Below are 19,873 nucleotides of genomic sequence, written 5' to 3'. Positions count from 1 at the left end.
AACCGACAAAGGAGTCGAGAAGATGTTTTCAAAAAGCGTCAACCTAGCCCAATATGATCCGGAGCTGGCAGCCGCCATCGCCCAAGAAGACCAACGCCAGCAAGACCACGTCGAACTGATTGCTTCCGAAAACTACGTCAGTTGCGCCGTGATGGAGGCACAAGGTTCGCAATTGACCAACAAATACGCCGAAGGCTACCCCGGCAAACGCTACTACGGCGGTTGCGAATACGTCGATATCGTCGAACAGCTGGCAATCGACCGCGTCAAAGAACTCTTCGGTGCGGAATACGCCAACGTCCAACCCCATTCCGGCTCCCAAGCCAACCAAGCCGTGTACGCCTCCGTCCTCAAACCCGGCGACACCATCCTCGGCATGAGCCTCGCACACGGCGGACACCTGACTCACGGCGCGAGCGTTAACATTTCCGGCAAACTCTACAATGCCATTACCTACGGTTTGGATGAAAACGAAGTCCTCGATTACGCCGAAGTCGAACGCCTCGCGCTCGAACACAAACCCAAAATGATCGTTGCCGGCGCATCTGCCTACGCCCTGCAAATCGACTGGGCGAAATTCCGCGAAATCGCCGACAAAGTCGGTGCCTACCTCTTTGTCGATATGGCGCACTACGCAGGTCTGATTGCCGGCGGCGAATACCCCAACCCCGTCCCATTCTGCGACTTTGTGACCACCACCACCCACAAAACCCTGCGCGGCCCGCGCGGCGGCGTGATTTTGTGCCGCGACAACACACATGAAAAAGCGTTGAACTCTTCCATCTTCCCAAGCCTGCAAGGCGGTCCGCTGATGCACGTCATTGCCGCCAAAGCCGTTGCGTTCAAAGAAGCCCTGCAACCCGAGTTCAAACAATACGCGAAACAGGTGAAAATCAATGCCGCAGCGATGGCGGAAGAATTGGTCAAACGCGGTTTGCGCATCGTTTCGGGCCGCACCGAAAGTCACGTTTTCCTCGTTGACCTGCAACCGATGAAAATCACCGGCAAAGCCGCCGAAGCCGCATTGGGTAAAGCAAACATCACCGTCAACAAAAACGCCATTCCGAATGACCCGGAAAAACCGTTCGTTACCTCCGGTATCCGCATCGGCTCCGCCGCCATGACCACGCGCGGCTTTAACGAAGCCGACGCCCGAGTCCTCGCCAACCTCGTTGCCGACGTTTTGGCAAACCCTGAAGACGAAGCGAATCTGGCAAACGTCCGCAAACAAATCACCGCGCTTTGCGACAAATACCCCGTTTACGGCGCGTAACCGGCTTGCCCGTTTAAGCATTTTGCAACACGGAAAGGTCGTCTGAAAATCCTGAAAAAGGGTTTTCAGACGACCTTATTTGTTTTTGACGCTTGATTCTTGCAGCGGCGGGCAAAAATCCCGCATTTGCCCCTTTCTTTCCGCCTGCAAACGGAGTACATTTACCCCCATTGTTAACAATTTTACGGAACACACATCATGGAGAAATTTCCCAAATCGTCCAAGCTGGACCATGTTTGCTACGACATCCGCGGCCCGGTACACAAAAAGGCCCTGCAACTCGAAGAAGAAGGTCATAAAATCCTCAAGCTCAATATCGGCAACCCTGCGCCGTTCGGCTTTGAAGCGCCCGATGAAATTTTGGTGGACGTGATCCGCAACCTGCCGACCGCGCAGGGCTATTGCGATTCCAAAGGGCTGTATTCCGCCCGTAAGGCCATCGTTCATTACTATCAAACCAAAGGTCTGCGCGACATTTCGGTCAACGACGTTTATATCGGCAACGGCGTGTCCGAGCTGATTACCATGTCCATGCAGGCGCTTTTGAACGACGGCGACGAAATCCTGATTCCCGCGCCCGACTATCCGCTGTGGACGGCTGCCGCCACTTTGGCGGGCGGTACGGTGCGCCATTATTTGTGTGACGAAGAAAACGACTGGTTTCCCAACCTTGCCGATATGGAAGCCAAAATCACGCCCAAAACCAAAGCCATCGTTGTCATCAATCCCAACAATCCTACCGGCGCGGTGTACAGCAAAGAAATCCTGCTCGAAATCGCCGAGTTGGCGCGCAAACACGGTCTGATTATCTTCGCCGACGAAATCTACGACAAAATCCTCTACGACGGCGCGGTTCACCACCACATCGCCGCACTCGCGCCCGACTTGCTGACCATTACCTTCAACGGACTCTCCAAAGCCTACCGCGTTGCCGGATTCCGTCAAGGCTGGATGGTGCTCAACGGTCCGAAAGAACATGCCAAAGGCTATATCGAAGGCCTCGATATGCTCGCCTCCATGCGCCTATGCGCCAACACGCCCATGCAACACGCCATCCAAACCGCTTTGGGCGGCTATCAAAGCATCAACGAATTCATCCTGCCCGGCGGCCGCCTGCTGGAGCAGCGCAATAAAGCGTGGGAACTTGTCAACCAAATTCCCGGCATATCCTGCGTCAAGCCGATGGGGGCACTTTATATGTTCCCGAAAATCGACACCGAAATGTACGGTATCCATGACGACATGAAATTCATCTACGACCTGCTCGTGCGCGAAAAAGTCTTGTTTGTCCAAGGAACAGGGTTCAACTGGATACGTCCCGACCATTTCCGCATCGTTACCCTGCCGTACACCCACCAAATCGAAGAAGCCATGAGCAAACTCGAGCGCTTCTTGCAGACTTACCGGCAATAAGGCAGGGCAACGGTATGAAAAAATGCGTTGTCCTGACCGGCGCGGGAATCAGCGCCGACAGCGGGTTGCTGACTTTCCGCGACGCGGGCGGTTTATGGGAAGGGCATAAGGTGACGGATGTCTGCACGCCCGAAGCCTTGGCGCGCAATCCTAAGCTTGTGATTGATTTTTATAACCAGCGCAGGCTTCAGGCAAATGCCGCCGAGCCGAACGCCGCGCATCTGGCGTTGGTCAAGCTGGCGCAATATTACGATGTGCACATCATCACGCAGAATGTGGACGCGCTGCACGAGAAGGCGGGCAGCAGCAAAGTATTGCACCTGCACGGCGAGCTGAACAAACTACGCAGCACCGTCGATGAAGACGAAATCATCGAATTTACTGGCGAACAGACTGACGATGTGCGCGACAGTCAAGGCAATCCGATGCGCCCGCATATCGTGTTTTTCGGCGAACAAGTACCGATGTTTGACGCGGCGGTCGGGGAAATGCGCGATGCGGATGTGGTCGTCATTGTCGGCACGTCGATGCAGGTTTATCCGGCGGCTTCACTGATTCATTACGCGCCGCCCGCTGCGGAACGCTATCTGGTCGATCCGAACCCGCAAGGCGTGGGCGCAGATGTCGAAGTGATTCCCAAACGCGCGGCGGAAGGCGTGCCGGCATTGGTCGAGTATTTGATTAGTCGGGCTTAAGACGGTTTGGAAAATGCGGAAACGTCGTCTGAAAACCGGCAATGCTTGTTTTCAGACGACGTTTTGTTTTTGCAATGGTTATTTTGTGACAAGACAGTTTCCGCGAACGGACTTCGTGTTGCGTTTGGGCAACTTGGTAGGGCAAAGAGCATATAGTGGATAAACTTTAAATCAGGACAAGGCGACGAAGCTGCAGACAGTGCAGATAGTACGGAACCGATTCACTTGGTGCTTCAGCACCTTAGAGAATCGTTCTCTTTGAGCTAAGGCGAGGCAACGCCGTACTGATTTGAAGTTAATCCACTATAGCGTCCATTTGGACAGAATCCGCTATGTCCCTCCACGATAAAAAGGTCGTCTGAAAACCATGTTTCAGGTTTTCAGACGACCTTTGTTTTTCAAAACGGAATCAACCGCCGCATGCGCCGCAGCAACCGCCTTCGCTGTGGCCGCCGCGTTTTTCTTCGTTGTTGACTACGGGCAGCTCGACTTCTTCAGACTGTTCTTTTTTGTCTTCGGGCAGGTCGTTGACTTTGATTTTGTTTTCTTCTGACATTTTGGGCTCTCTTTAAAAAAGATGGAAAGGTGTGCCACGATACTATCGGGCGGCGGATAAACCAAGTCGGATTTAAGATTTTTTGCGATGCGGTTTGATGAATCGCAAATTGTGCCGGTTTGGAATAGCTGACGTGATAACGGGACGCTGGTTATCGCGTCCCGTTTGGGTTTTCAGACGACCTTTGGGCATCAGTTCAGGCGGTTTTTCTTACCAAACCAGACGAAACCGATCGCGCCCAAAACAATCATCGGCACGCTCAACCATTGTCCCATCGACAAGCCCAAGGTGAGCAGGCCGAGATAGTCGTCGGGCTGGCGGGCGTATTCGGCGATGAAGCGGAAGAAGCCGTAGCCGCCGAGGAAGAGGGAGGCGACTTGTCCGGTCGGGCGCGGTTTTTTGGAGAAAATCCATACGACGATGAAGAGGCAGATGCCTTCAAGGGCGAATTGGTAGAGTTGCGAAGGGTGGCGCGGCAGGACGTGGTATTGCTGCATCCATTCCGCCCAAAGCGGGTTACGCACGGCGGCGTTGAGGTCTTCTGCGCGCGCTTGCGGGAAGCCCATTGCCCAAAAGGCGTTGATGTCGGTAATGCGGCCCCAGAGTTCGCCGTTGATGAAGTTGCCGATACGGCCGGAAGCCAAACCCAGCGGAACGAGCGGCGCGACAAAATCCATGGTTTTTAAGGTGCTGATTTTGTGTTGGCGGCTGAAGATCCACATGGCGATGACGACGCCCAAGAAGCCGCCGTGAAACGACATGCCGCCTTCCCAGACTTTGATCATGTCAAGCGGATGTTCGAGGTAGTATGAGAATTTGTAAAACAGGATATAGCCAAGTCGTCCGCCGAGTATGACGCCTATTGCCCCCCAACCTAGGAAGTCGTCGAGCATTTCTTTCGTAAAAGCGGTGTTGCCTTGCTTAATACGGCGGCGACCCAGCCATAGGAAAAGTATAAAGCCGACGATATAGCTGAGGGCATACCAGCGGATGGCGATAGGTCCGAAACTGATTAATGCGGGGTCGAACTGCGGATGTATCATCATGATGTGTGTTCCTTATGGGAAGGGCGGTTTATGTGTTTTTAGCCCGACAAAGGTCGTCTGAAAATGCCGATTGGGATTTTCAGACGACCTTTTGTGTGATGGGAAAAGAATTATCGTAAATCATCGACAACGTTCAAGACAGCCGACAACATGGCTTCGCCCAAACGCAGGGAGCGTTGGCCGTTCCAGCCGAAGTCATCGTCGGGCAGGTTGGCGTTGTCTTTAAACGGCATTTCGAGCGTATAGGCGAGGCAGTCGAAATGATTGCCCACCCAGTTGGTCGCGAGCGTCATGTTTGCCTGACCGGGCGCGTCTTTTTCATAGCCGTATTCGTCTTGGAAGTCGGGGCTGGCGGAGAGTAGGGCGGTTTTGAACTGCGTTTCCAGCGCGGCGATGCGCGGATTGTAGTTCGGCACGCCTTCCGTACCGGCGACAAAGACAAACGGCAATGCTTCGTCGCCGTGAATGTCTAGGAACAAATCCACGCCGGTTTCCAGCATTTTTTCGCGTACAAGGAAGACTTCCGGGCTTTTTTCCAAAGTCGGGCTTTCCCATTCGCGGTTGAGGTTTGCGCCAGCAGCATTGGTGCGCAGATTGCCCAATACCGAGCCGTCGGGGTTCATGTTCGGCACGATGTAGAACGTGGCGCGGTCGAGCAGGGTGCGCGCGGTCGGGTCTTGCGGATCGAGCAGGCGGCCGAGCAGGCCTTCGATAAACCATTCCGCCATCGTTTCGCCCGGGTGTTGGCGGGCGATAATCCAGATTTTCATGTCGCTTTCGACTTGGTTGCCGATGGTCAGCAGGTTGATGTCGCGGCCTTGTATGGTGCTGCCCAAGTCGTCGATGCGGCAAAGCCCGCTGCCTTGCGCGTCGCCCAAGAGGTTTAAATGCTGTTCGTGGGAATAAGGCTCGAAATAGGCGTAGTAAACGCTGTTAGACAAAGGCGTATGGTTGATGGTCAGCACGCCGTTTTCGTATTCTGTCGGGACGCGGAACCAATTTTGGCGGTCGTAAGAGGCGCACGCCTGATAATCTTCCCAGCCTTGCGGATAAGCCGAATCCGCCGCATTTTCAAAGTGCATCACGCAATTCTGATACGCCGCACCTTGCAGGCGGAAGTAAAACCATTGGGCAAAATCGGAAGCGTTGTCCGGACGCAGGGCGAGGCGGATATTGGCAGGGTCGGTCAGGTCTTTGACGACGACGGAGCCGGCATCAAATTGAGTGCTGATTTTAATCATGGGAAAGTCCTCGGTATATCGGGCGAACCGGATAACCGTTGTTTGAGAAAATGTGTGGGCGATACCGCATCCGTCGGCGACGGCAAACCGATATGCCCGAATCCGTTGATTCTACCATTCTGACGGGCGCGTCCTCAACCGATAAGGGGCGGGGAATGTTGTTTCAGACGACCTTTGACGTTAAGATAGGGCAGATTCACTTTAAATCAGGACAAGACGGCGAAGCTGCAAACAGTTGCGAAGCTGATTTTTACTGATTCAAAGGTAATCCGCTATAATGATTAAATTGTTAATAATGAGACACGATTATGAGCGAATCCCACCCCATTTCCGCAGCCGACAAAGCGCGCATTTTGGCCGAAGCCCTGCCGTATATCCGCCGTTTTTCCGGTTCTGTCATCGTCATCAAATACGGCGGTAACGCCATGACCGAGCCCGCTTTGAAAGAAGGTTTCGCCCGCGATGTCGTTTTGCTCAAACTGGTGGGCATCCACCCCGTCATCGTCCACGGCGGCGGCCCGCAAATTAATGAAATGTTGGAAAAAATCGGTAAAAAAGGCGAATTCGTGCAAGGCATGCGCGTGACCGACGGCGAAACGATGGACATCGTCGAAATGGTGTTGGGCGGCCATGTGAATAAAGAAATCGTCTCGCTGATTAATTTGCAAGGAGGACGCGCGGTCGGCGTCACCGGGCGCGATAACCACTTCATCAAAGCGAAAAAACTGCTGGTCGATACGCCCGAACAGGCAGGCGTGGACATCGGACAAGTCGGCACGGTCGAAAGCATAGACGTTCGCCTGATTGAAGGCTTGATCGAACGCGGCTGCATCCCCGTCGTCGCGCCCATCGGCGTCGGCGCAAAAGGCGAAGCGTTCAACATCAACGCGGATTTGGTCGCAGGCAAACTGGCGGAAGAGTTGAACGCGGAAAAACTGCTGATGATGACCAATATCGCCGGCGTGATGGACAAAGAAGGCAACCTGCTGACCAACCTCACGCCAAGCCGTATCGGCGAATTAATCGCAGACGGCACGCTCTACGGCGGTATGTTGCCCAAAATCAGTTCCGCCGTCGAAGCGGCAAGCAACGGCGTCAAAGCCACACACATCATTGACGGCCGCCTGCCCAACGCGCTTTTGCTGGAAATTTTCACCGATGCGGGCATAGGCTCGATGATTTTGGGCGAAAGGTCATAATGGCCCGTAGATGAGTCAAGGCTTGCCGAACAGCAGACCTTGTAAATGCCCGAATACTAAATACACAAAAGGTCGTCTGAAAACCTGTTTCAACGTTCATAGAGAATGCTGAAACGGATTTTCAGACGACCTTTTTATGGCAGGATAGCCTACAAACTCAACATCTTATTTTTGATGCAGCTTGCCGACATATTCGACTTCCTCGCGGCTGCCCATGACGACGGCTACGCGTTGGTGCAGACCCGTGGGAATAATGTCGAGCATGTTTTCCAAAGCATTGCTTGCAGCCGCGCCTGCCTGTTCCAAAATCAGGCTCATCGGGTTGGCTTCGTACATCAGGCGCAGCTTGCCGGGTTTGGACGGATCGCGTTTGTCTTGAGGATACATGAAGACGCCGCCGCGCATCAGGATGCGGTGGATTTCTGCGACCATGCTCGCCACCCAGCGCATATTGTAATTTTTACCGCGAACGCCCGTATCGCCTGCCAGCAGCTCGTTAATATATTGCTGCATAGGGGCTTGCCAGTGGCGGGTGTTGGACATATTGATGGCAAACTCTTTGGTCGATGCAGGAACTTGCGGGTTTTCTTTGGTTAGGACGAATTCGTTGTTTTCGTTGAGCGTGAACACGAAAACGCCGTGTTTCAAAGTGAACACCAATTGGGTTTGCGGGCCGTACAAAACATAACCTGCCGCCACTTGGTCACGGCCTTTTTGCAGGAAGGACTCGGTATTCAGACGACCTTCGGGCTTGGCGAGTACGGAAAAAATCGTACCGACGGAAATATTGACGTCGATATTGGACGAGCCGTCCAGAGGGTCGAACAGGACAAGATAGCCGCCGTTTTCGTTGGCTGCCACAAAAGTATCCTCTTCCTCGCTTGCCAAACCGGCGACATGGGCGTTGTTTTTCAAGACGTCAATCAGGATATCGTTGGCAATCACATCCAGCTTTTTCTGATCTTCGCCCTGAATATTGCCCGTACCCGCCATGCCCAACACGCCGGCGAGTGCGCCCAAGCGGACTTTGCCGCTGATGTCGGAGCAGGCGGCGACAATGGATTCGAGGACGCTGCCCAATTCGGCAGGAATGTTGTTTTGCTGTAAATGCTGCGGTAGGAATTGCGCTAATGTTTTCATATCGGACTCGGTTTCTGGCTATAAAAAAGAAAAGGTCGTCTGAAAAAGGTTTTCAGACGAGGTCGGTATTTATTTTTTGCTGGAAGGGGCGGAGGCGGCGCCTATCATTTCTTTGGCGCATTCGACCGCGCTTTGCTTGATTTTGGTTTTCAACTCGCCGCCGACTTCGCCGCCGATCAGTTTCGACATATCGTCGATGGATATCTGGTCTGCGGTTTTTTCCGAAGCGCACGAACAGATTTGCTGTACGGTATCAGACGGTATCGCGCTGCTTTTCGGCGCTTTTTCCACGCAGATGGCTGTCGCGCTGCTGATGAAATGGCCGCGCAATTCTTCGCCGAAGGTTTCTTGTACCGTATCTTGAACCGAACGTTCGCAGGAGCATAGAAAAAGCGTGCAAAGGGAAGCCAAAAGCAATGAAGCGGGATGTCTGATCGTCATGATTTGAAAGCGTGAAAACAATGTAGTGAATTGTAGTTTAAATCGGAAGCCCATGCCACAGGATTTCCCGCCGGTGTCTTGGTTCGACGGGATAATATCGATTATTTTATGCAACTGTTTAAGACGAAGCGCGCGCCGTTGTCTTGTGCCAGTATGTCGGTCAACGCGGGAAGGTTGCTTTTCAGCAGTTCCGGCAGCAGGTAGGGCGGGTTGATGATAAACATGCCGCTGCCGTGCATCCCGAATCCGTCCGGACGCGGGGTGTGGACGTGCAGCTCGGCGTGCAGGTAGCTGTCGGGCATCAGCTTTTGCAGTTGCTCGGGCAGCTTGCGGCTTTCTTCGCGGCTCAAACAGGGATACCAAACCATATAACAACCCTGCTCAAAGCGTTTGAGCGCGTCTTTTAAAGTTTGGACAACGCGCTGATAGTCTTGTTTTTCTTCATACGGAGGGTCTATCAGGACAACAGCGCGGCGCAGCGGCGGGGGCAACAGCGAAATCAGACCGCGAAAACCGTCTGCCTGCATTATTTGCCCGCGCCTGCCCAAACGTGCTTCTTCCATATTGTTTTTCAGATGTTGGAAATCGGCAGGGTGCAGCTCAAACAAACGCAGTTTGTCGCTGTCGCGCGTCAGGGCTTGGGCAAGCCACGGCGAACCGCAATAGAGTTGCTCTTGCGGGAGTATGGCATTCAGACGGGCGATGAAGGCGGACAGCTCGGGCGGCAGATGTTCCGCCTCTTGGAGCAACCGGATGCCTTGTTTGTATTCGCCGACTTTTTGCGCTTCGCTGCCGCTCAAGTCATATAAGCCTGCGCCGCTGTGGGTATCGATATACCAATAGGGCTTGTCTTTCTGATTGAAGTAATCAAGCGTTAGGAAAAGGATGAAATGCTTGATCATATCGGCATGGTTGCCGGCATGGAAGGCGTGGCGGTAGCTGAGCATAAGAGGTCGTCTGAAAAGGGAAAAATGGATTATATAGGCAAATAAACAGTGTATCCAAACAGGCTTTCCCGCAGTATCCCAATGGCTGAACGATAAATCAAAAGTTTATGACGCTTTTGACTTAGCCGTTTTCAGACGACCTTTCGGGTTCAAATGCCCTGGTATCATTATCTGCCGTTTCATTTTTCCGATATTGCCCCGGCGAAATCCCGTATTGTTTTTTAAACGCTTTGCCGAAGTGGGTTTCGGATTGGAAACCGACGTTCAGTGCGACGGATAAGACGGAATCGGCGGTTTGCCGCAGCAATACGGCGGCTTGGCGCAGGCGGATGAGGTTGACGAAGGCGTGAGGGCTGATGCCGGTTTGCTGTTTGAACAGGCGCATCAGTTGGGCGCGGGAAAGGTTGGCAAGCGCGGTCATTTTTTCGATGTTCCATTCGTCTTCGGGGCGGCTGACGACGGTTTGGATGAGTTGGCGCAGGCGTTTGTCGCGCAGGCCGTTGAGTATGCCACCCAAAGGCGCTTCTCCGCCTTGTTCGAGATGGGCGCGGACGATGAGGACGAGGAGGACGGAGGAGAGGGCATTGACGATGGCGCGCGAGCCGGAAAGCGTGTGCGCGCTTTCGTATTGCAACATGGAGATAAGGCATTGTAGCGAGGGATGGTCCATCTTGATGAGGACGGTTTCGGGCAGGTCGTGCATGATGTCGGCGTGTTCGTCGTATTCGAAGCGGGCGCAGAACAAATCGAGGCTTTTTTCGCCGCCGCTGCCTGAAGATTCGATGGTAAACGCGCCATCGTTGCTGATATGAATGGTATCGCCGCAGTTGTTGCAGTCCGCTTCGCTGCTGATGATGTGTTCCGCGCTGCGCGGGAAAAAGATAAGGTCGCCGGTTTGTAAGAGACGTGCTTCGGGTTCGCCTTCGATTTTGATGTAGCTTTCTCCGGCGACGACAAGGTGCGCGATGCCGTGCGCGCGCCTGCGTTCGTGCGGGGCGTACCATTTGTCGCGGAACAGGCATTGTATGTCCACACTGCCGGTGATTTGCGCCAGTTCGATGAGTTTGTCCAAAGTGTCCATAAGTGTTTTTTGCAAGTGAATGAGATGATTTGACGATTATGATAGTCAAATTATTGCAATAATGCCATTCATCGGATGTAAAAAAGTGCAACATCCTTCACTTGCAAACACATTAGAAAGGAAATCAAAATGTTTCAAAATTGGCCCGAACACACCGCACACGTTAAAAAATCATTCGGCGAGCTGGGTAAAAACCACCCGAAAATGCTGCAAGCCTACGGCGCGCTGGAACAAGCTGCCGCAGCCGAAGCCTTGGATGCGAAAACCCGCGAGCTGATTGCCCTCGCCGTCGCCATCACTACCCGTTGCGAAAGCTGCATCAGCGTACACGCCGCCGCAGCCGCCAAAGCGGGCGCGACTGAAAGCGAAATCGCCGGCGCGCTGGCAACCGCCATTTCCTTGAACGCAGGCGCAGCCTACACTTATGCCCTGCGTGCTTTGGAAGCGGTTGACGCGCAGCGTTGATTTTGTCTCAAAGGGTCGTCTGAAAAAACTCCCGTTTCAGACGACCCTTCTGTTGACGGAGCATTGCTTTTTGCCGCCGAACCGTTTAGATTGATGTTTTTGTTCAACCGTTTGGAGAAACAACCATGAAAAAATTGCTGACTGCCGCGCTGACTGCCGCCGCACTCGTCCTGCCTGCCGCCGTATCCTTTGCCGCGCCTGCCTCCAAAGCCGCTAGCGCGCAACCTGCCAAAGCAAAAGGCGTATGGATTGACGTACGTTCCGAAGAAGAATTCAAATCCGGCCACCTGCAAGGCGCGGTCAATATTCCGCACGACCAAATCGTCGAACGCATCAAAAGCGTCAGCCCCGACAAAAACGCGCCCGTCAACCTCTATTGCCGCAGCGGCCGCCGTGCCGAAGCCGCGCTTACCGAGTTGAAAAAAGCAGGCTACACCAACGTAACCAACCACGGCGGTTACGAAGACTTGGTGAAAAAAGGTTTGAAATAACCAGCAACAAGGTCGTCTGAAACGTTTCAGACGACCTTTTATCCAAGGAAAAATATGAAACCGATACGCACCTTCGCCGCAGCCGCCATCCTCGCCGCCCTGACCGCCTGCGCCTCACACGGCGGCGATGCCGCCCGACAACCCGATTCCCGACAAAGTTCAGCCATGAATCAAACCCATACCGCCATCAGCAAATACAGTTTCGACGATACCGTCCGCCGTTTGGAAACCGCCGTCAAAGAAAAAGGCATGACCGTGTTCGCCGTCATCGACCACCAAGCCGCCGCGCGTCAAAGCGGTTTGGACATGCAGCCCGCCAAAGTCATCGTCTTCGGTACGCCCAAAGCAGGCACGCCGCTGATGCAAAAAGACCCTGCCTTCGCCCTGCAACTGCCGTTGCGCGTCCTCGTTACCGAAACTGACGGCGCAGTCCAAGTCGTATTCAACGACACGCGCGCGCTGGTGTCGGGCAGCAAAATCGAGTTTGCCGAAGTGGAAAACACGCTCGCCAATGCTGAAAAGCTTATTCGCAAAACGGTAGCGGAATAAGGTTCGCCCAAATCCGAAGGTCGTCTGAAAACCTGAGTAATCCCACTAAATTCGTTTTCAGACGACCTTTTACAAAATAATGTGCCGAGGTCGTCTGAAAAATTGTTCGACGACATCGGCACATTATTTTTTAAGACAACTCATTTCCCAAGCCTTTTTCGGTTGCGGCAGGATTAGATTTGCGCGGATATAGTGGATTAACTTTAAACCAGTACGGCGTTGCCTCGCCTTGCCGTACTATCTGTACTGTCTGCGGCTTCGTCGCCTTGTCCTGATTTAAATTTAATCCACTATATTTCTACTGCGCAGGCGAAAACGCATCCGAATAGAAGGTTGTCTCAGGCAGGTTGCATTGTGCGGTCAACACGGATTTCGCGCTTTCGGTCATGGCGACGGAACCGCAGGCATAAACTTCGTAACCGCTCAAGTCGGGATAATCTTTTGCGGCGGCGGTTTGGACGTATCCTTTTTCGCCTTGCCAACCCTCAGCGGTTTTTGATAGGACGGGAGTGAAGCGGGCGTTTTTCAGACGACCTGTCAGTTCTTGAGCTTCTTCGAGTGCGTACAAATCATCTTGGTGACGCGCGCCCCAGTAGAAATGGACGGCGCGGCTGCTGTCTTGGCGGATAAGGTTGAGCAGGATGCTGCGGATGGGGGCATAGCCTGTACCGGTTGCCAAAAGGATGATGGGTTTGCCGCTGTCTTCTTGCAAGGTAAACGAACCGAGCGGGCCTTTGATGCGGACGATGCCTTTTTCTTTGACTTTGGGTTCGCTACCGAAAATCATTTCCGAGCAGACGCCGTTTTCGCGCCTGCGGATGTGCAGTTCCAAAATGCCTTCTTGGTCGGGCGAATTGGCGATAGAGTAGCTGCGGCTGACGTTGCCCGGCAGCAGTAAATCAATGTATTGCCCGGCGTAGAAAGCAAACGGCGGGGCTTTGGGCAGGGCAAGTTTCAGGAGGGCGACATCGTGTTTGAAAACCATGCTTTCAATACGGGCGGGCAGGGTGCGGACGGGTAGCGCATTGGCGTTGTAGCCGGGGATGTTGATGCTGATGTCGCTTTGCGCGGTGGTGCAGCACATCAAAATCTTGCCTTGGCTTTTTGCTGCTTCGGATAAAGCCTGTTCCGAGTGTTCGCCCATTTGAATATCGCCGCTCACCAGTTCGGCTTTGCATTGCCCGCAGGCACCACTTTTGCAGGAATGGGGCAGATTGAGGTTTTGACGGGCGGCAGCGGCTAAAACCGTTTCGCCGTCGTTGGCGGTAAAGGTGGTTTGGTCGGGTAGGGTAATGGTATGGGTCATGGTTTGGTGTGGTTTGAATAGATTAAGTTAAAAGGTCGTCTGAAAAATCAGCTTTCAGACGACCTCCGTTTTCGGAAGACAGTCTACAACGGATAACGGCAGCCGATATAGCCCTTATCTGAATCACCCCTCAGTACATCTGCTTTAAAGGCAGCAGCAAAGCCAAAATATTTCCATATCTTAGATTTTTTATTGGGATCTGTTATCGATTTTTCGACAGTAGGCACATCATAGCCCAATGTATCCAGTTTTTTAGGTGTCGTTTTGGATGTGATATTTTGTCCCTTTAGCTGTTGCGTCAGCTCTTGAAGGTTTTCCTGATATTTCTGACGGTATAGTGAATGCAATTTGGGATATCGTGTCCAATCAATTTCCAAATAGACAGCATTGTTGCGAATAGCGACATACTGCCCTTCTACTTCTTTTCCATCTAAGGGATTGGCAAGATGCACCTTAAACGGCAAGCGGTAACGGTAAGTAATATTATCGATTTCATTGACAAAACGTCCTACATTTTCTCCGACACGTTCATTTGGATCAAGATAACCAGTGAAATTTTCCGGAATCCAAAACGAAAAATCCAACGATGACACCTTGCAATGCAATACATCCTGCACTGCTTGAGGAGTAAAAGGCTGAGGCTGATTGTCGTGATTCTTTGAAAACGAAGAAGCCGTTGCCAGCAATAGCACTGCAGATAATATTATTTTCATCTTAATTTGTTATGGCTTGAAGGTCGTCTGAAAACCAAGCTTTAATAGAATTAAAACCTATACCTTGCTTTCAGCCGGTCTGGCAAGATTGACTTATAGTGGATTAACTTTAAATCAGGACAAGGCGACGAAGCCGCAGACAGTACAGATAGTACGGCAAGGCGAGGCAACGCCGTACTGGTTTAAAGTTAATCCACTATAAAACAGATAAATGATTTTCAGGTTCATCGGTTGCTGTTCTTTGTTCAGCGGTACACAGTCACCCGCATCATCCTCGTTCAATTCAGCCGCCCATGCTCTTCCAAACAAAGCCGCCTACAAAGCCATTATTTTGGCAGTTTTCATAAAGTTCTCTGAGAACAAAACTGCTGTTTGCTTGTCCGCATGTGGGCTTCCGTTGACAAAAAATGCAGGCTGATTTTGGGCAAGCAGAAGTTACCTCAGTGTGAATATTTATGACTTTGAGGTTTTAGGCTGCCTGAAAAAGACGCGTGCTAACCCTGCTTCAACTACTGCCACATTTCCCTGCATCGGGCGATAAGGTCTTCGGGAATATCACCCAAGGCAGACAAAATTTGGAGAGCAAAATCGACAAAAGCCGTGCCGTTGGCGGTAATAACGTTGCCGTCCCGCACGGCTTCGCGTTTGGTTTCCACATAAGCCTGCCGGTTAGTGTATTCGGGTAAATCGGCAATGGCAGCCAAGCTGTTGGCGGTGTGGCGGCAGTCGTTCAACAGACCGTTGGCGGCAAGAAAATAGGTACCTTCACAAATACCGCCCACAATCTTGCCCTGCTGCTTAAACGTGCGAACCAAGTCGGCAATTTTTAGGCGGTTTTCATCGGATAAATCGCGCCACGATTGGGTTGCGCCGTTTAGAATCAAAGCGGCGGTGTCGGGCGGCAGTTCGTCTAAGGTTAAATCGGGCTGAACGCGCAGATTACCCATGGATGTTTTCGGATTTCGGTCGGTGGAAACGTAGCGGACGGTATAGCCTGCAAATTGTTGTAAAACAGGAGTCAGCAAAGTGGATTCCCAGTCGGCAAACTGTTCCAAGATAATAACGACGACGGTTTTCATTGCATTTTCCTTTTCCGGTTTAAAAACGGTTTCAGGCTGCCTGAAAACCCTTTTATCGTTTTTCAGGCAGCCTGCACCTTGTTTACCCCAACTTCGCTTTAATCAGTTCCTGCACCTGCGCGGGATTGGCTTTGCCTTTGCTGGCCTTCATCACTTGTCCCACAATCGCATTCAGGGCTTTTTCGTTGCCGGATTTAAATTGTTCCACGGCTTTGGCGTTGTTTGCCAGCACTTCGTCCACCATGGCTTCAATCGCGCCGGTATCGGTCATTTGCTGCAAGCCGTGTTTTTCAATGATTTCGGTAATGGAAGCTTCGGGTTCCGCCCACATGGCTTCAAAGGCTTTTTTCGCCAATTTGCTGCTTAAAGTACCGTCGGCGATTTTGCCTACCAGCGCGGCGAGGCGCGGAGCGGTAATCGGGCTGTCGGCAAGTTCCATGCCTTCTTTGTTCAGCGTGGCGGCGAGTTCGCCGTTCATCCAGTTGGCAGTCAGCTTGCCTTGTCCGCTGGCTTTGGCGGCTTCTTCAAAATAGGCAGCCTGCACGCGGCTGGCGGTGAGCAGGCGCGCGTCGTAGTCGGACACGCCGCAGTCCGCCACGAAACGTACCGCCATTTCTTTCGGCAGCTCAGGCATTTCTGCTTTTGCTTTTTGCAACTGGTCGTCTGAAATGATGACGGGCAGCAAATCAGGGTCGGGGAAGTAACGGTAGTCGTGTGCATCTTCTTTCAAACGCATCACGCGGGTTTCGCCTTTTTCCGGGTCGAACAGCATAGTTGCCTGCTGTACTTTGCCGCCGTCTTCCAAAATCTCGATTTGCGCTTCCACTTCGTAATTAATCGCCTGCTCCAAGAAGCGGAAAGAATTGAGGTTTTTAATCTCGCGGCGCGTGCCGAATTCCGCTTGGCCTTTCGGGCGCACGGATACGTTGGCATCGACGCGGAACGAGCCTTCCGCCATATTGCCGTCGCAGATGTCTAGCCATGTTACCAAGCTGTGTAAGGCTTTGGCGTAGGCAACGGCTTCGGCGGCGGAGCGCATTTCGGGCTCGGATACCACTTCCAACAGCGGCGTGCCGGCACGGTTCAGGTCGATACCGGTCGCGCCGTTCAAGCCTTCATGCACGGATTTGCCCGCATCTTCTTCCATGTGCGCGCGGGTTACATTGATGGTTTTTACATCGTCGCCGACCACGATTTCCAGTTTGCCGTGTTCGACAATCGGTAAATCCAACTGGCTGATTTGATAGCCTTTGGGCAAGTCGGGGTAGAAGTAGTTTTTGCGGTCGAACACGTTTTTCTGGTTGATTTTCGCATCCAAAGCTAAGCCTAATTTGATGGCTTTTTCAACGACTTCGCGGTTCATTACCGGCAGCACGCCCGGCAGCGCGCATTCCACCACGCTGGCGTGCGCATTAGGTTCTGCACCGAACGCAGTCGATGCGCCGCTGAAGATTTTGGATTGGGTGTTGAGCTGGACGTGAATTTCCAAGCCGATTACTGTTTCCCAGGTCATAAGGGGTTCTTTCTTTTGATGTCGATAATATAAAGTGGTCAGCCGTTTTCAGACGATCTGTTTGTTTTTCAAATGGCAAAGGTCGTCTGAAAACGCAAAATCAAGTTTTCTGAAAGCAAGCCTGCATCTCAGCCGCCATGTTATCCAGCATTTGGTAACGTTTGCGGTACATCGAACGCTTTTTGCTTTCAATTTCCACCAAGTCTTTTCGCGGCGGGATTTGCGGCAGATGCCAGTAGCCGTCGTCGCCGAGCGTTGCGCCGTTCTCCTGCCAAAACAGGTCGTAATTCATTTTGACCCGTTTCTTCAGCCGCCAGCGCAGTTTGACCTGATGCTCTTGGGCAATGCCGACAACGCCGCCCAAATTGAGCGATGTCGAAAAATATTGCAGGGCGGTTACCATCAGCTGCTGCGGGCGCAGACCGTGGAGTTGTTTGGTTAGGCTGCGGACAAGGTCTTTAGCTTCTTCCCCTGCGGGGCCTTGGATAGAAGCGGCCAGCAATTTGCTGTCAACTAAGGCGAAGGTTGTCATGTAGAGACGTTTTCCTTCGTTGTCGCGTAAGGATAGCGACCACATTCCTTCATCCACGCAATTATCGTTTCGGTTCAGCCATAAAGTCAGGTCGTCTGAAAGATGCGCCAGAACGACATGGAATTTGCGCGTCGTCATATTGGCGAGCGTTTCTTGCCCGAACAGTTTTTCGGCTGTCAGCAGGTCTTCTTTCATGACTTGCAGCCTGCGCCGTCTGTTGAAGCGTTGGTCAACAAAGGCGTGTATCAACGGATAGGCATCTTGGGGCCGCCTTTGGAAAAAGGTACGGTGTGGCGCGGAGGCGTTGACAAAGTTTTCAAAATCTTTGACTTGTCGCCGTGTAAACAACCTGCGTAAGGAGAATTTCAAATGCTGGATTTGAAATTTCGGCGCATCCTTATATACGGTTTTGAAATCTGGAAAAACAAACTGCTCCGGCATTATACCTTTCCCTCTACGCAGGTATACACATCAGATTCCGTACCAAATTCGGTCGGGGCGTCGATGAAGATTTTGGATTGGGGGTTGAACTGGACATAAATTCTTAAGCCGATTACTGTTTCCCAAGGCATAGTTTAAGTTTCCTTAATACATAGAAACCTGCTTGTATTCAGGATGGCGATGATTGTTTAAAAAGCTTTTTACGCCAAATAGCCAGTAGCAATACATTCACAGCAGCCACAGCAGATACGAGGAACAGCCATTCGTAAGAATAAATAACATTAAATAATGTAACAAATGTTTGTTCCAGAGGATGCAACGTCAACTGTCCGTAATATGCCGCTTGATTGCGAGCCGGCATAATAAAACGGATGACTGTGTAACCAAGGTTGATAAACAAACTCAAAGGTAGGCAGATAATGCTATTGAGTAATAAATGTTTTCGCCAAAAATGCGGCGTTTTTGGACGTTTACGCCACAAAATGTACATAACAAGTACAGAAAGGATGAGCCAGTACAGCAGAAATAACGCAATGCTTGTAGATATTTCCAGCCCCGCTGTCTGCCATAAGCCCCATAAGAATTGCCAAAATTTTGGGGAAAAGTAATCGTAATATTCCATTATTTTAGTAATTTTGTTAGTTTCAGACTGCTGGAAAATTGCCGTCTAATTATGCCCAATTAAATAAGTTAAAAAAATCTTCTAATGAATTAGCAATAATGCGCTATGTCAGATAACCAGAATCCCAGTAAATCACGCGGTGTGTTTCTTCGATTTCTGTGAAGTTCATGCAAAACGGACAATCGCTGCAATCAACGCCGAATACGAGGATTTGCGAGAAATTGGTGATTATTATATTGAATTAATTGGATTTAAAAATATCGGTTGTCTTGTAGAACTGTAGCCTTGAATTGTAATTTATTTTTCTTAAATTCTGTAAAAATTCCAATTAAAATAAGCTTAATTTTTGGACCGTCTTCTGTTTTCTTAATATAAAACTGAAATACAGGAGAACCACTCATTCCTGTCGGAATAAAATTTTTTACACTTGGAGAGTATGCACTGTTAGATTCAACTTTATTATCTTTTTTATCTCCAAAAAAGTAAATAGTATTTAATTTTTGCTCATACTGAGCACCATGAAAGATAAGGTTTACTGCATTGAATACTGGTTCTTTATCTCTATTTTTATGAAATTGATTTTTATTTGATGGGAATCCAGAAATCATGAATGAGGAGGTTGGTTCTAACATTCCATCTTTATTCAAATCTGAAAAGTATACATAGGGGATGGCTGAGTTGTTTTTAACTTTATTTTTTGAAACTATTTCTTCATTAGTTGGTATAAAGATGGTATCACCATCTTTATCGATTTTCACCCTGGTGTAATTTGCATTTTCTTGTATTTTCAATATTTTTTTAAACTCAAAAATATTTTTATTTTCTAAAATTCCTGGAATATATACATAAAATGGATTATTTTTTTTTTCTATAATCTGTTTAAAGACATGATAAGCTGTCATTAAGTATAACTCTTCATCTAATACACATATAAATCCAGTTCCAATTGATTCAAATTGTGTATTCGAATTTGGCTTCATTTTAAAAAATGATACTAATGAGTTATTAGAAATAGATGCTAATAGATTTCCATAATTGCTATCAACAAAATCCTCAAAATAATTAAATATTGTAGGCAATCCATTTTTATAATTAATATCAATCATCTTATATCTCTTTTTGTTCCTGAT

The 19,873-nt window shown here is 50.7% G+C and carries 23 protein-coding genes; 8 read left to right on the top strand and 15 right to left on the bottom strand.

Translation table 11 applies throughout. The features are described 5' to 3' along the window. Positions 1 to 22 precede the first annotated feature (22 nt). The 3 genes from glyA to H3L95_RS04565 all read left to right on the top strand — a co-directional run bounded on the left by glyA (position 23) and on the right by H3L95_RS04565 (position 3,381). Positions 23 to 1,273, top strand: a complete 1,251-nt coding sequence (glyA, locus tag H3L95_RS04575) for a serine hydroxymethyltransferase (protein WP_003756352.1) — start codon at positions 23 to 25, stop codon at positions 1,271 to 1,273. Positions 1,274 to 1,471: 198 nt separating this feature from the next. Next, positions 1,472 to 2,686, top strand: a complete 1,215-nt coding sequence (locus H3L95_RS04570) for a pyridoxal phosphate-dependent aminotransferase (protein ID WP_003756346.1) — start codon at positions 1,472 to 1,474, stop codon at positions 2,684 to 2,686. A 14-nt stretch (positions 2,687 to 2,700) separates the two neighbouring features. Beyond that, on the top strand, positions 2,701 to 3,381 hold the full coding sequence (locus tag H3L95_RS04565) for an SIR2 family NAD-dependent protein deacylase (protein WP_003756345.1): 681 nt from the start codon (positions 2,701 to 2,703) through the stop codon (positions 3,379 to 3,381). 409 nt (positions 3,382 to 3,790) lie between these two features. On the opposite strand, the gene H3L95_RS04560 is transcribed toward H3L95_RS04565, so the two are convergent. The 3 genes from H3L95_RS04560 to H3L95_RS04550 all read right to left on the bottom strand — a co-directional run bounded on the left by H3L95_RS04560 (position 3,791) and on the right by H3L95_RS04550 (position 6,224). Then, complete coding sequence (locus tag H3L95_RS04560; protein ID WP_003767024.1) at positions 3,791 to 3,937, bottom strand: hypothetical protein; 147 nt, start codon at positions 3,935 to 3,937, stop codon at positions 3,791 to 3,793. A 191-nt stretch (positions 3,938 to 4,128) separates the two neighbouring features. Then, complete coding sequence (gene lgt, locus H3L95_RS04555) at positions 4,129 to 4,983, bottom strand: prolipoprotein diacylglyceryl transferase (RefSeq protein WP_003756340.1); 855 nt, start codon at positions 4,981 to 4,983, stop codon at positions 4,129 to 4,131. Between the two features lie 110 nt (positions 4,984 to 5,093). Then, positions 5,094 to 6,224 carry a M14 family metallopeptidase gene (locus H3L95_RS04550; RefSeq protein ID WP_003756336.1) on the bottom strand — a complete coding sequence of 377 codons (1,131 nt, stop codon included), beginning with the start codon at positions 6,222 to 6,224 and terminating at the stop codon, positions 5,094 to 5,096. 92 nt (positions 6,225 to 6,316) lie between these two features. On the opposite strand from H3L95_RS04550, the gene H3L95_RS04545 reads away from it, so the two are divergent. Together H3L95_RS04545 and argB are read left to right on the top strand one after the other, a co-directional pair. Further along, positions 6,317 to 6,481 (top strand): hypothetical protein, encoded by a 165-nt coding sequence (locus tag H3L95_RS04545; RefSeq protein ID WP_003756334.1) that lies wholly within the window; start codon positions 6,317 to 6,319, stop codon positions 6,479 to 6,481. Positions 6,482 to 6,532: 51 nt separating this feature from the next. Beyond that, positions 6,533 to 7,423, top strand: coding sequence for an acetylglutamate kinase (gene argB / locus H3L95_RS04540; protein ID WP_003756333.1), 891 nt, complete (start codon positions 6,533 to 6,535; stop codon positions 7,421 to 7,423). Between the two features lie 165 nt (positions 7,424 to 7,588). Here argB and H3L95_RS04535 read toward each other — a convergent pair whose 3' ends face one another. The 4 genes from H3L95_RS04535 to H3L95_RS04520 all read right to left on the bottom strand — a co-directional run bounded on the left by H3L95_RS04535 (position 7,589) and on the right by H3L95_RS04520 (position 11,032). Further along, positions 7,589 to 8,563: a class 1 fructose-bisphosphatase gene (locus H3L95_RS04535; RefSeq protein WP_003756331.1), complete on the bottom strand. Its 975-nt coding sequence runs from the start codon at positions 8,561 to 8,563 to the stop codon at positions 7,589 to 7,591. 69 nt (positions 8,564 to 8,632) lie between these two features. Next, a complete protein-coding gene (locus tag H3L95_RS04530) occupies positions 8,633 to 9,004 on the bottom strand; it encodes a hypothetical protein (RefSeq protein WP_128887890.1) in 372 nt (123 codons plus the stop codon). Positions 9,005 to 9,105: 101 nt separating this feature from the next. After that, a complete protein-coding gene (locus H3L95_RS04525; protein ID WP_003756325.1) occupies positions 9,106 to 9,951 on the bottom strand; it encodes a 23S rRNA (adenine(2030)-N(6))-methyltransferase RlmJ in 846 nt (281 codons plus the stop codon). Positions 9,952 to 10,072: 121 nt separating this feature from the next. After that, positions 10,073 to 11,032 (bottom strand): helix-turn-helix domain-containing protein, encoded by a 960-nt coding sequence (locus tag H3L95_RS04520; protein ID WP_003756323.1) that lies wholly within the window; start codon positions 11,030 to 11,032, stop codon positions 10,073 to 10,075. Positions 11,033 to 11,161: 129 nt separating this feature from the next. On the opposite strand from H3L95_RS04520, the gene H3L95_RS04515 reads away from it, so the two are divergent. The 3 genes from H3L95_RS04515 (at position 11,162) to H3L95_RS04505 (ending at position 12,537) form a co-directional block, all read left to right on the top strand. After that, positions 11,162 to 11,497 carry a carboxymuconolactone decarboxylase family protein gene (locus H3L95_RS04515; RefSeq protein ID WP_003756322.1) on the top strand — a complete coding sequence of 112 codons (336 nt, stop codon included), beginning with the start codon at positions 11,162 to 11,164 and terminating at the stop codon, positions 11,495 to 11,497. A 125-nt stretch (positions 11,498 to 11,622) separates the two neighbouring features. Next, on the top strand, positions 11,623 to 11,988 hold the full coding sequence (locus tag H3L95_RS04510; protein WP_182096218.1) for a rhodanese-like domain-containing protein: 366 nt from the start codon (positions 11,623 to 11,625) through the stop codon (positions 11,986 to 11,988). 54 nt (positions 11,989 to 12,042) lie between these two features. Next, positions 12,043 to 12,537 (top strand): DUF302 domain-containing protein, encoded by a 495-nt coding sequence (locus H3L95_RS04505; protein WP_003756319.1) that lies wholly within the window; start codon positions 12,043 to 12,045, stop codon positions 12,535 to 12,537. 298 nt (positions 12,538 to 12,835) lie between these two features. Here the strand turns inward: H3L95_RS04505 and H3L95_RS04500 are convergent, their stop codons facing one another. From H3L95_RS04500 to H3L95_RS04465, 8 genes are all read right to left on the bottom strand, one after another. After that, on the bottom strand, positions 12,836 to 13,843 hold the full coding sequence (locus H3L95_RS04500) for a 2Fe-2S iron-sulfur cluster-binding protein (protein ID WP_003756317.1): 1,008 nt from the start codon (positions 13,841 to 13,843) through the stop codon (positions 12,836 to 12,838). Positions 13,844 to 13,926: 83 nt separating this feature from the next. Further along, entirely contained in the window at positions 13,927 to 14,556 is a 630-nt protein-coding gene (locus H3L95_RS04495) for a hypothetical protein (RefSeq protein WP_003756315.1), read from the bottom strand. A 509-nt stretch (positions 14,557 to 15,065) separates the two neighbouring features. Further along, positions 15,066 to 15,635, bottom strand: a complete 570-nt coding sequence (locus H3L95_RS04485; RefSeq protein WP_003756310.1) for a DJ-1/PfpI family protein — start codon at positions 15,633 to 15,635, stop codon at positions 15,066 to 15,068. A gap of 82 nt (positions 15,636 to 15,717) precedes the next feature. Then, complete coding sequence (gene gatB, locus H3L95_RS04480; protein WP_003756307.1) at positions 15,718 to 17,148, bottom strand: Asp-tRNA(Asn)/Glu-tRNA(Gln) amidotransferase subunit GatB; 1,431 nt, start codon at positions 17,146 to 17,148, stop codon at positions 15,718 to 15,720. 100 nt (positions 17,149 to 17,248) lie between these two features. Further along, positions 17,249 to 18,121, bottom strand: coding sequence for a VirK/YbjX family protein (locus tag H3L95_RS04475; RefSeq protein ID WP_003756306.1), 873 nt, complete (start codon positions 18,119 to 18,121; stop codon positions 17,249 to 17,251). Next, positions 18,121 to 18,252, bottom strand: a complete 132-nt coding sequence (locus H3L95_RS13635; RefSeq protein ID WP_003756304.1) for a hypothetical protein — start codon at positions 18,250 to 18,252, stop codon at positions 18,121 to 18,123. The genes H3L95_RS04475 and H3L95_RS13635 overlap by 1 nt, the downstream gene beginning before the upstream one ends. Before the next feature lie 38 nt (positions 18,253 to 18,290). Further along, positions 18,291 to 18,743 carry a hypothetical protein gene (locus H3L95_RS04470; protein ID WP_003756303.1) on the bottom strand — a complete coding sequence of 151 codons (453 nt, stop codon included), beginning with the start codon at positions 18,741 to 18,743 and terminating at the stop codon, positions 18,291 to 18,293. A gap of 251 nt (positions 18,744 to 18,994) precedes the next feature. Next, positions 18,995 to 19,849, bottom strand: a complete 855-nt coding sequence (locus H3L95_RS04465) for a hypothetical protein (protein ID WP_182096217.1) — start codon at positions 19,847 to 19,849, stop codon at positions 18,995 to 18,997. Positions 19,850 to 19,873 lie beyond the last annotated feature (24 nt).

Source organism: Neisseria sicca, assembly GCF_014054945.1.
GTDB lineage: Bacteria > Pseudomonadota > Gammaproteobacteria > Burkholderiales > Neisseriaceae > Neisseria > Neisseria sicca.
Note: the sequence above shows the minus strand (reverse complement) of the source record. Positions and strands in the feature narration are given on the sequence as shown.

Bases quoted from the DNA above. Each gene is read 5' to 3' on its own strand.
- H3L95_RS04500 (WP_003756317.1), bottom strand. From the start codon at position 13,843: ATGACCCATACCATTACCCTACCCGACCAAACCACCTTTACCGCCAAC.
- H3L95_RS04545 (WP_003756334.1), top strand. From the start codon at position 6,317: ATGCCCGAATCCGTTGATTCTACCATTCTGACGGGCGCGTCCTCAACC.
- H3L95_RS04520 (WP_003756323.1), bottom strand. From the start codon at position 11,032: ATGGACACTTTGGACAAACTCATCGAACTGGCGCAAATCACCGGCAGT.
- H3L95_RS04475 (WP_003756306.1), bottom strand. From the start codon at position 18,121: ATGCCGGAGCAGTTTGTTTTTCCAGATTTCAAAACCGTATATAAGGAT.
- H3L95_RS04565 (WP_003756345.1), top strand. From the start codon at position 2,701: ATGAAAAAATGCGTTGTCCTGACCGGCGCGGGAATCAGCGCCGACAGC.
- H3L95_RS04495 (WP_003756315.1), bottom strand. From the start codon at position 14,556: ATGAAAATAATATTATCTGCAGTGCTATTGCTGGCAACGGCTTCTTCG.
- H3L95_RS04485 (WP_003756310.1), bottom strand. From the start codon at position 15,635: ATGAAAACCGTCGTCGTTATTATCTTGGAACAGTTTGCCGACTGGGAA.
- H3L95_RS04560 (WP_003767024.1), bottom strand. From the start codon at position 3,937: ATGTCAGAAGAAAACAAAATCAAAGTCAACGACCTGCCCGAAGACAAA.
- H3L95_RS04550 (WP_003756336.1), bottom strand. From the start codon at position 6,224: ATGATTAAAATCAGCACTCAATTTGATGCCGGCTCCGTCGTCGTCAAA.
- H3L95_RS04465 (WP_182096217.1), bottom strand. From the start codon at position 19,849: ATGATTGATATTAATTATAAAAATGGATTGCCTACAATATTTAATTAT.
- H3L95_RS04530 (WP_128887890.1), bottom strand. From the start codon at position 9,004: ATGACGATCAGACATCCCGCTTCATTGCTTTTGGCTTCCCTTTGCACG.
- H3L95_RS04525 (WP_003756325.1), bottom strand. From the start codon at position 9,951: ATGCTCAGCTACCGCCACGCCTTCCATGCCGGCAACCATGCCGATATG.
- glyA (WP_003756352.1), top strand. From the start codon at position 23: ATGTTTTCAAAAAGCGTCAACCTAGCCCAATATGATCCGGAGCTGGCA.
- H3L95_RS04510 (WP_182096218.1), top strand. From the start codon at position 11,623: ATGAAAAAATTGCTGACTGCCGCGCTGACTGCCGCCGCACTCGTCCTG.
- argB (WP_003756333.1), top strand. From the start codon at position 6,533: ATGAGCGAATCCCACCCCATTTCCGCAGCCGACAAAGCGCGCATTTTG.
- H3L95_RS04515 (WP_003756322.1), top strand. From the start codon at position 11,162: ATGTTTCAAAATTGGCCCGAACACACCGCACACGTTAAAAAATCATTC.
- H3L95_RS04535 (WP_003756331.1), bottom strand. From the start codon at position 8,563: ATGAAAACATTAGCGCAATTCCTACCGCAGCATTTACAGCAAAACAAC.
- H3L95_RS04470 (WP_003756303.1), bottom strand. From the start codon at position 18,743: ATGGAATATTACGATTACTTTTCCCCAAAATTTTGGCAATTCTTATGG.
- lgt (WP_003756340.1), bottom strand. From the start codon at position 4,983: ATGATGATACATCCGCAGTTCGACCCCGCATTAATCAGTTTCGGACCT.
- H3L95_RS13635 (WP_003756304.1), bottom strand. From the start codon at position 18,252: ATGCCTTGGGAAACAGTAATCGGCTTAAGAATTTATGTCCAGTTCAAC.
- gatB (WP_003756307.1), bottom strand. From the start codon at position 17,148: ATGACCTGGGAAACAGTAATCGGCTTGGAAATTCACGTCCAGCTCAAC.
- H3L95_RS04570 (WP_003756346.1), top strand. From the start codon at position 1,472: ATGGAGAAATTTCCCAAATCGTCCAAGCTGGACCATGTTTGCTACGAC.
- H3L95_RS04505 (WP_003756319.1), top strand. From the start codon at position 12,043: ATGAAACCGATACGCACCTTCGCCGCAGCCGCCATCCTCGCCGCCCTG.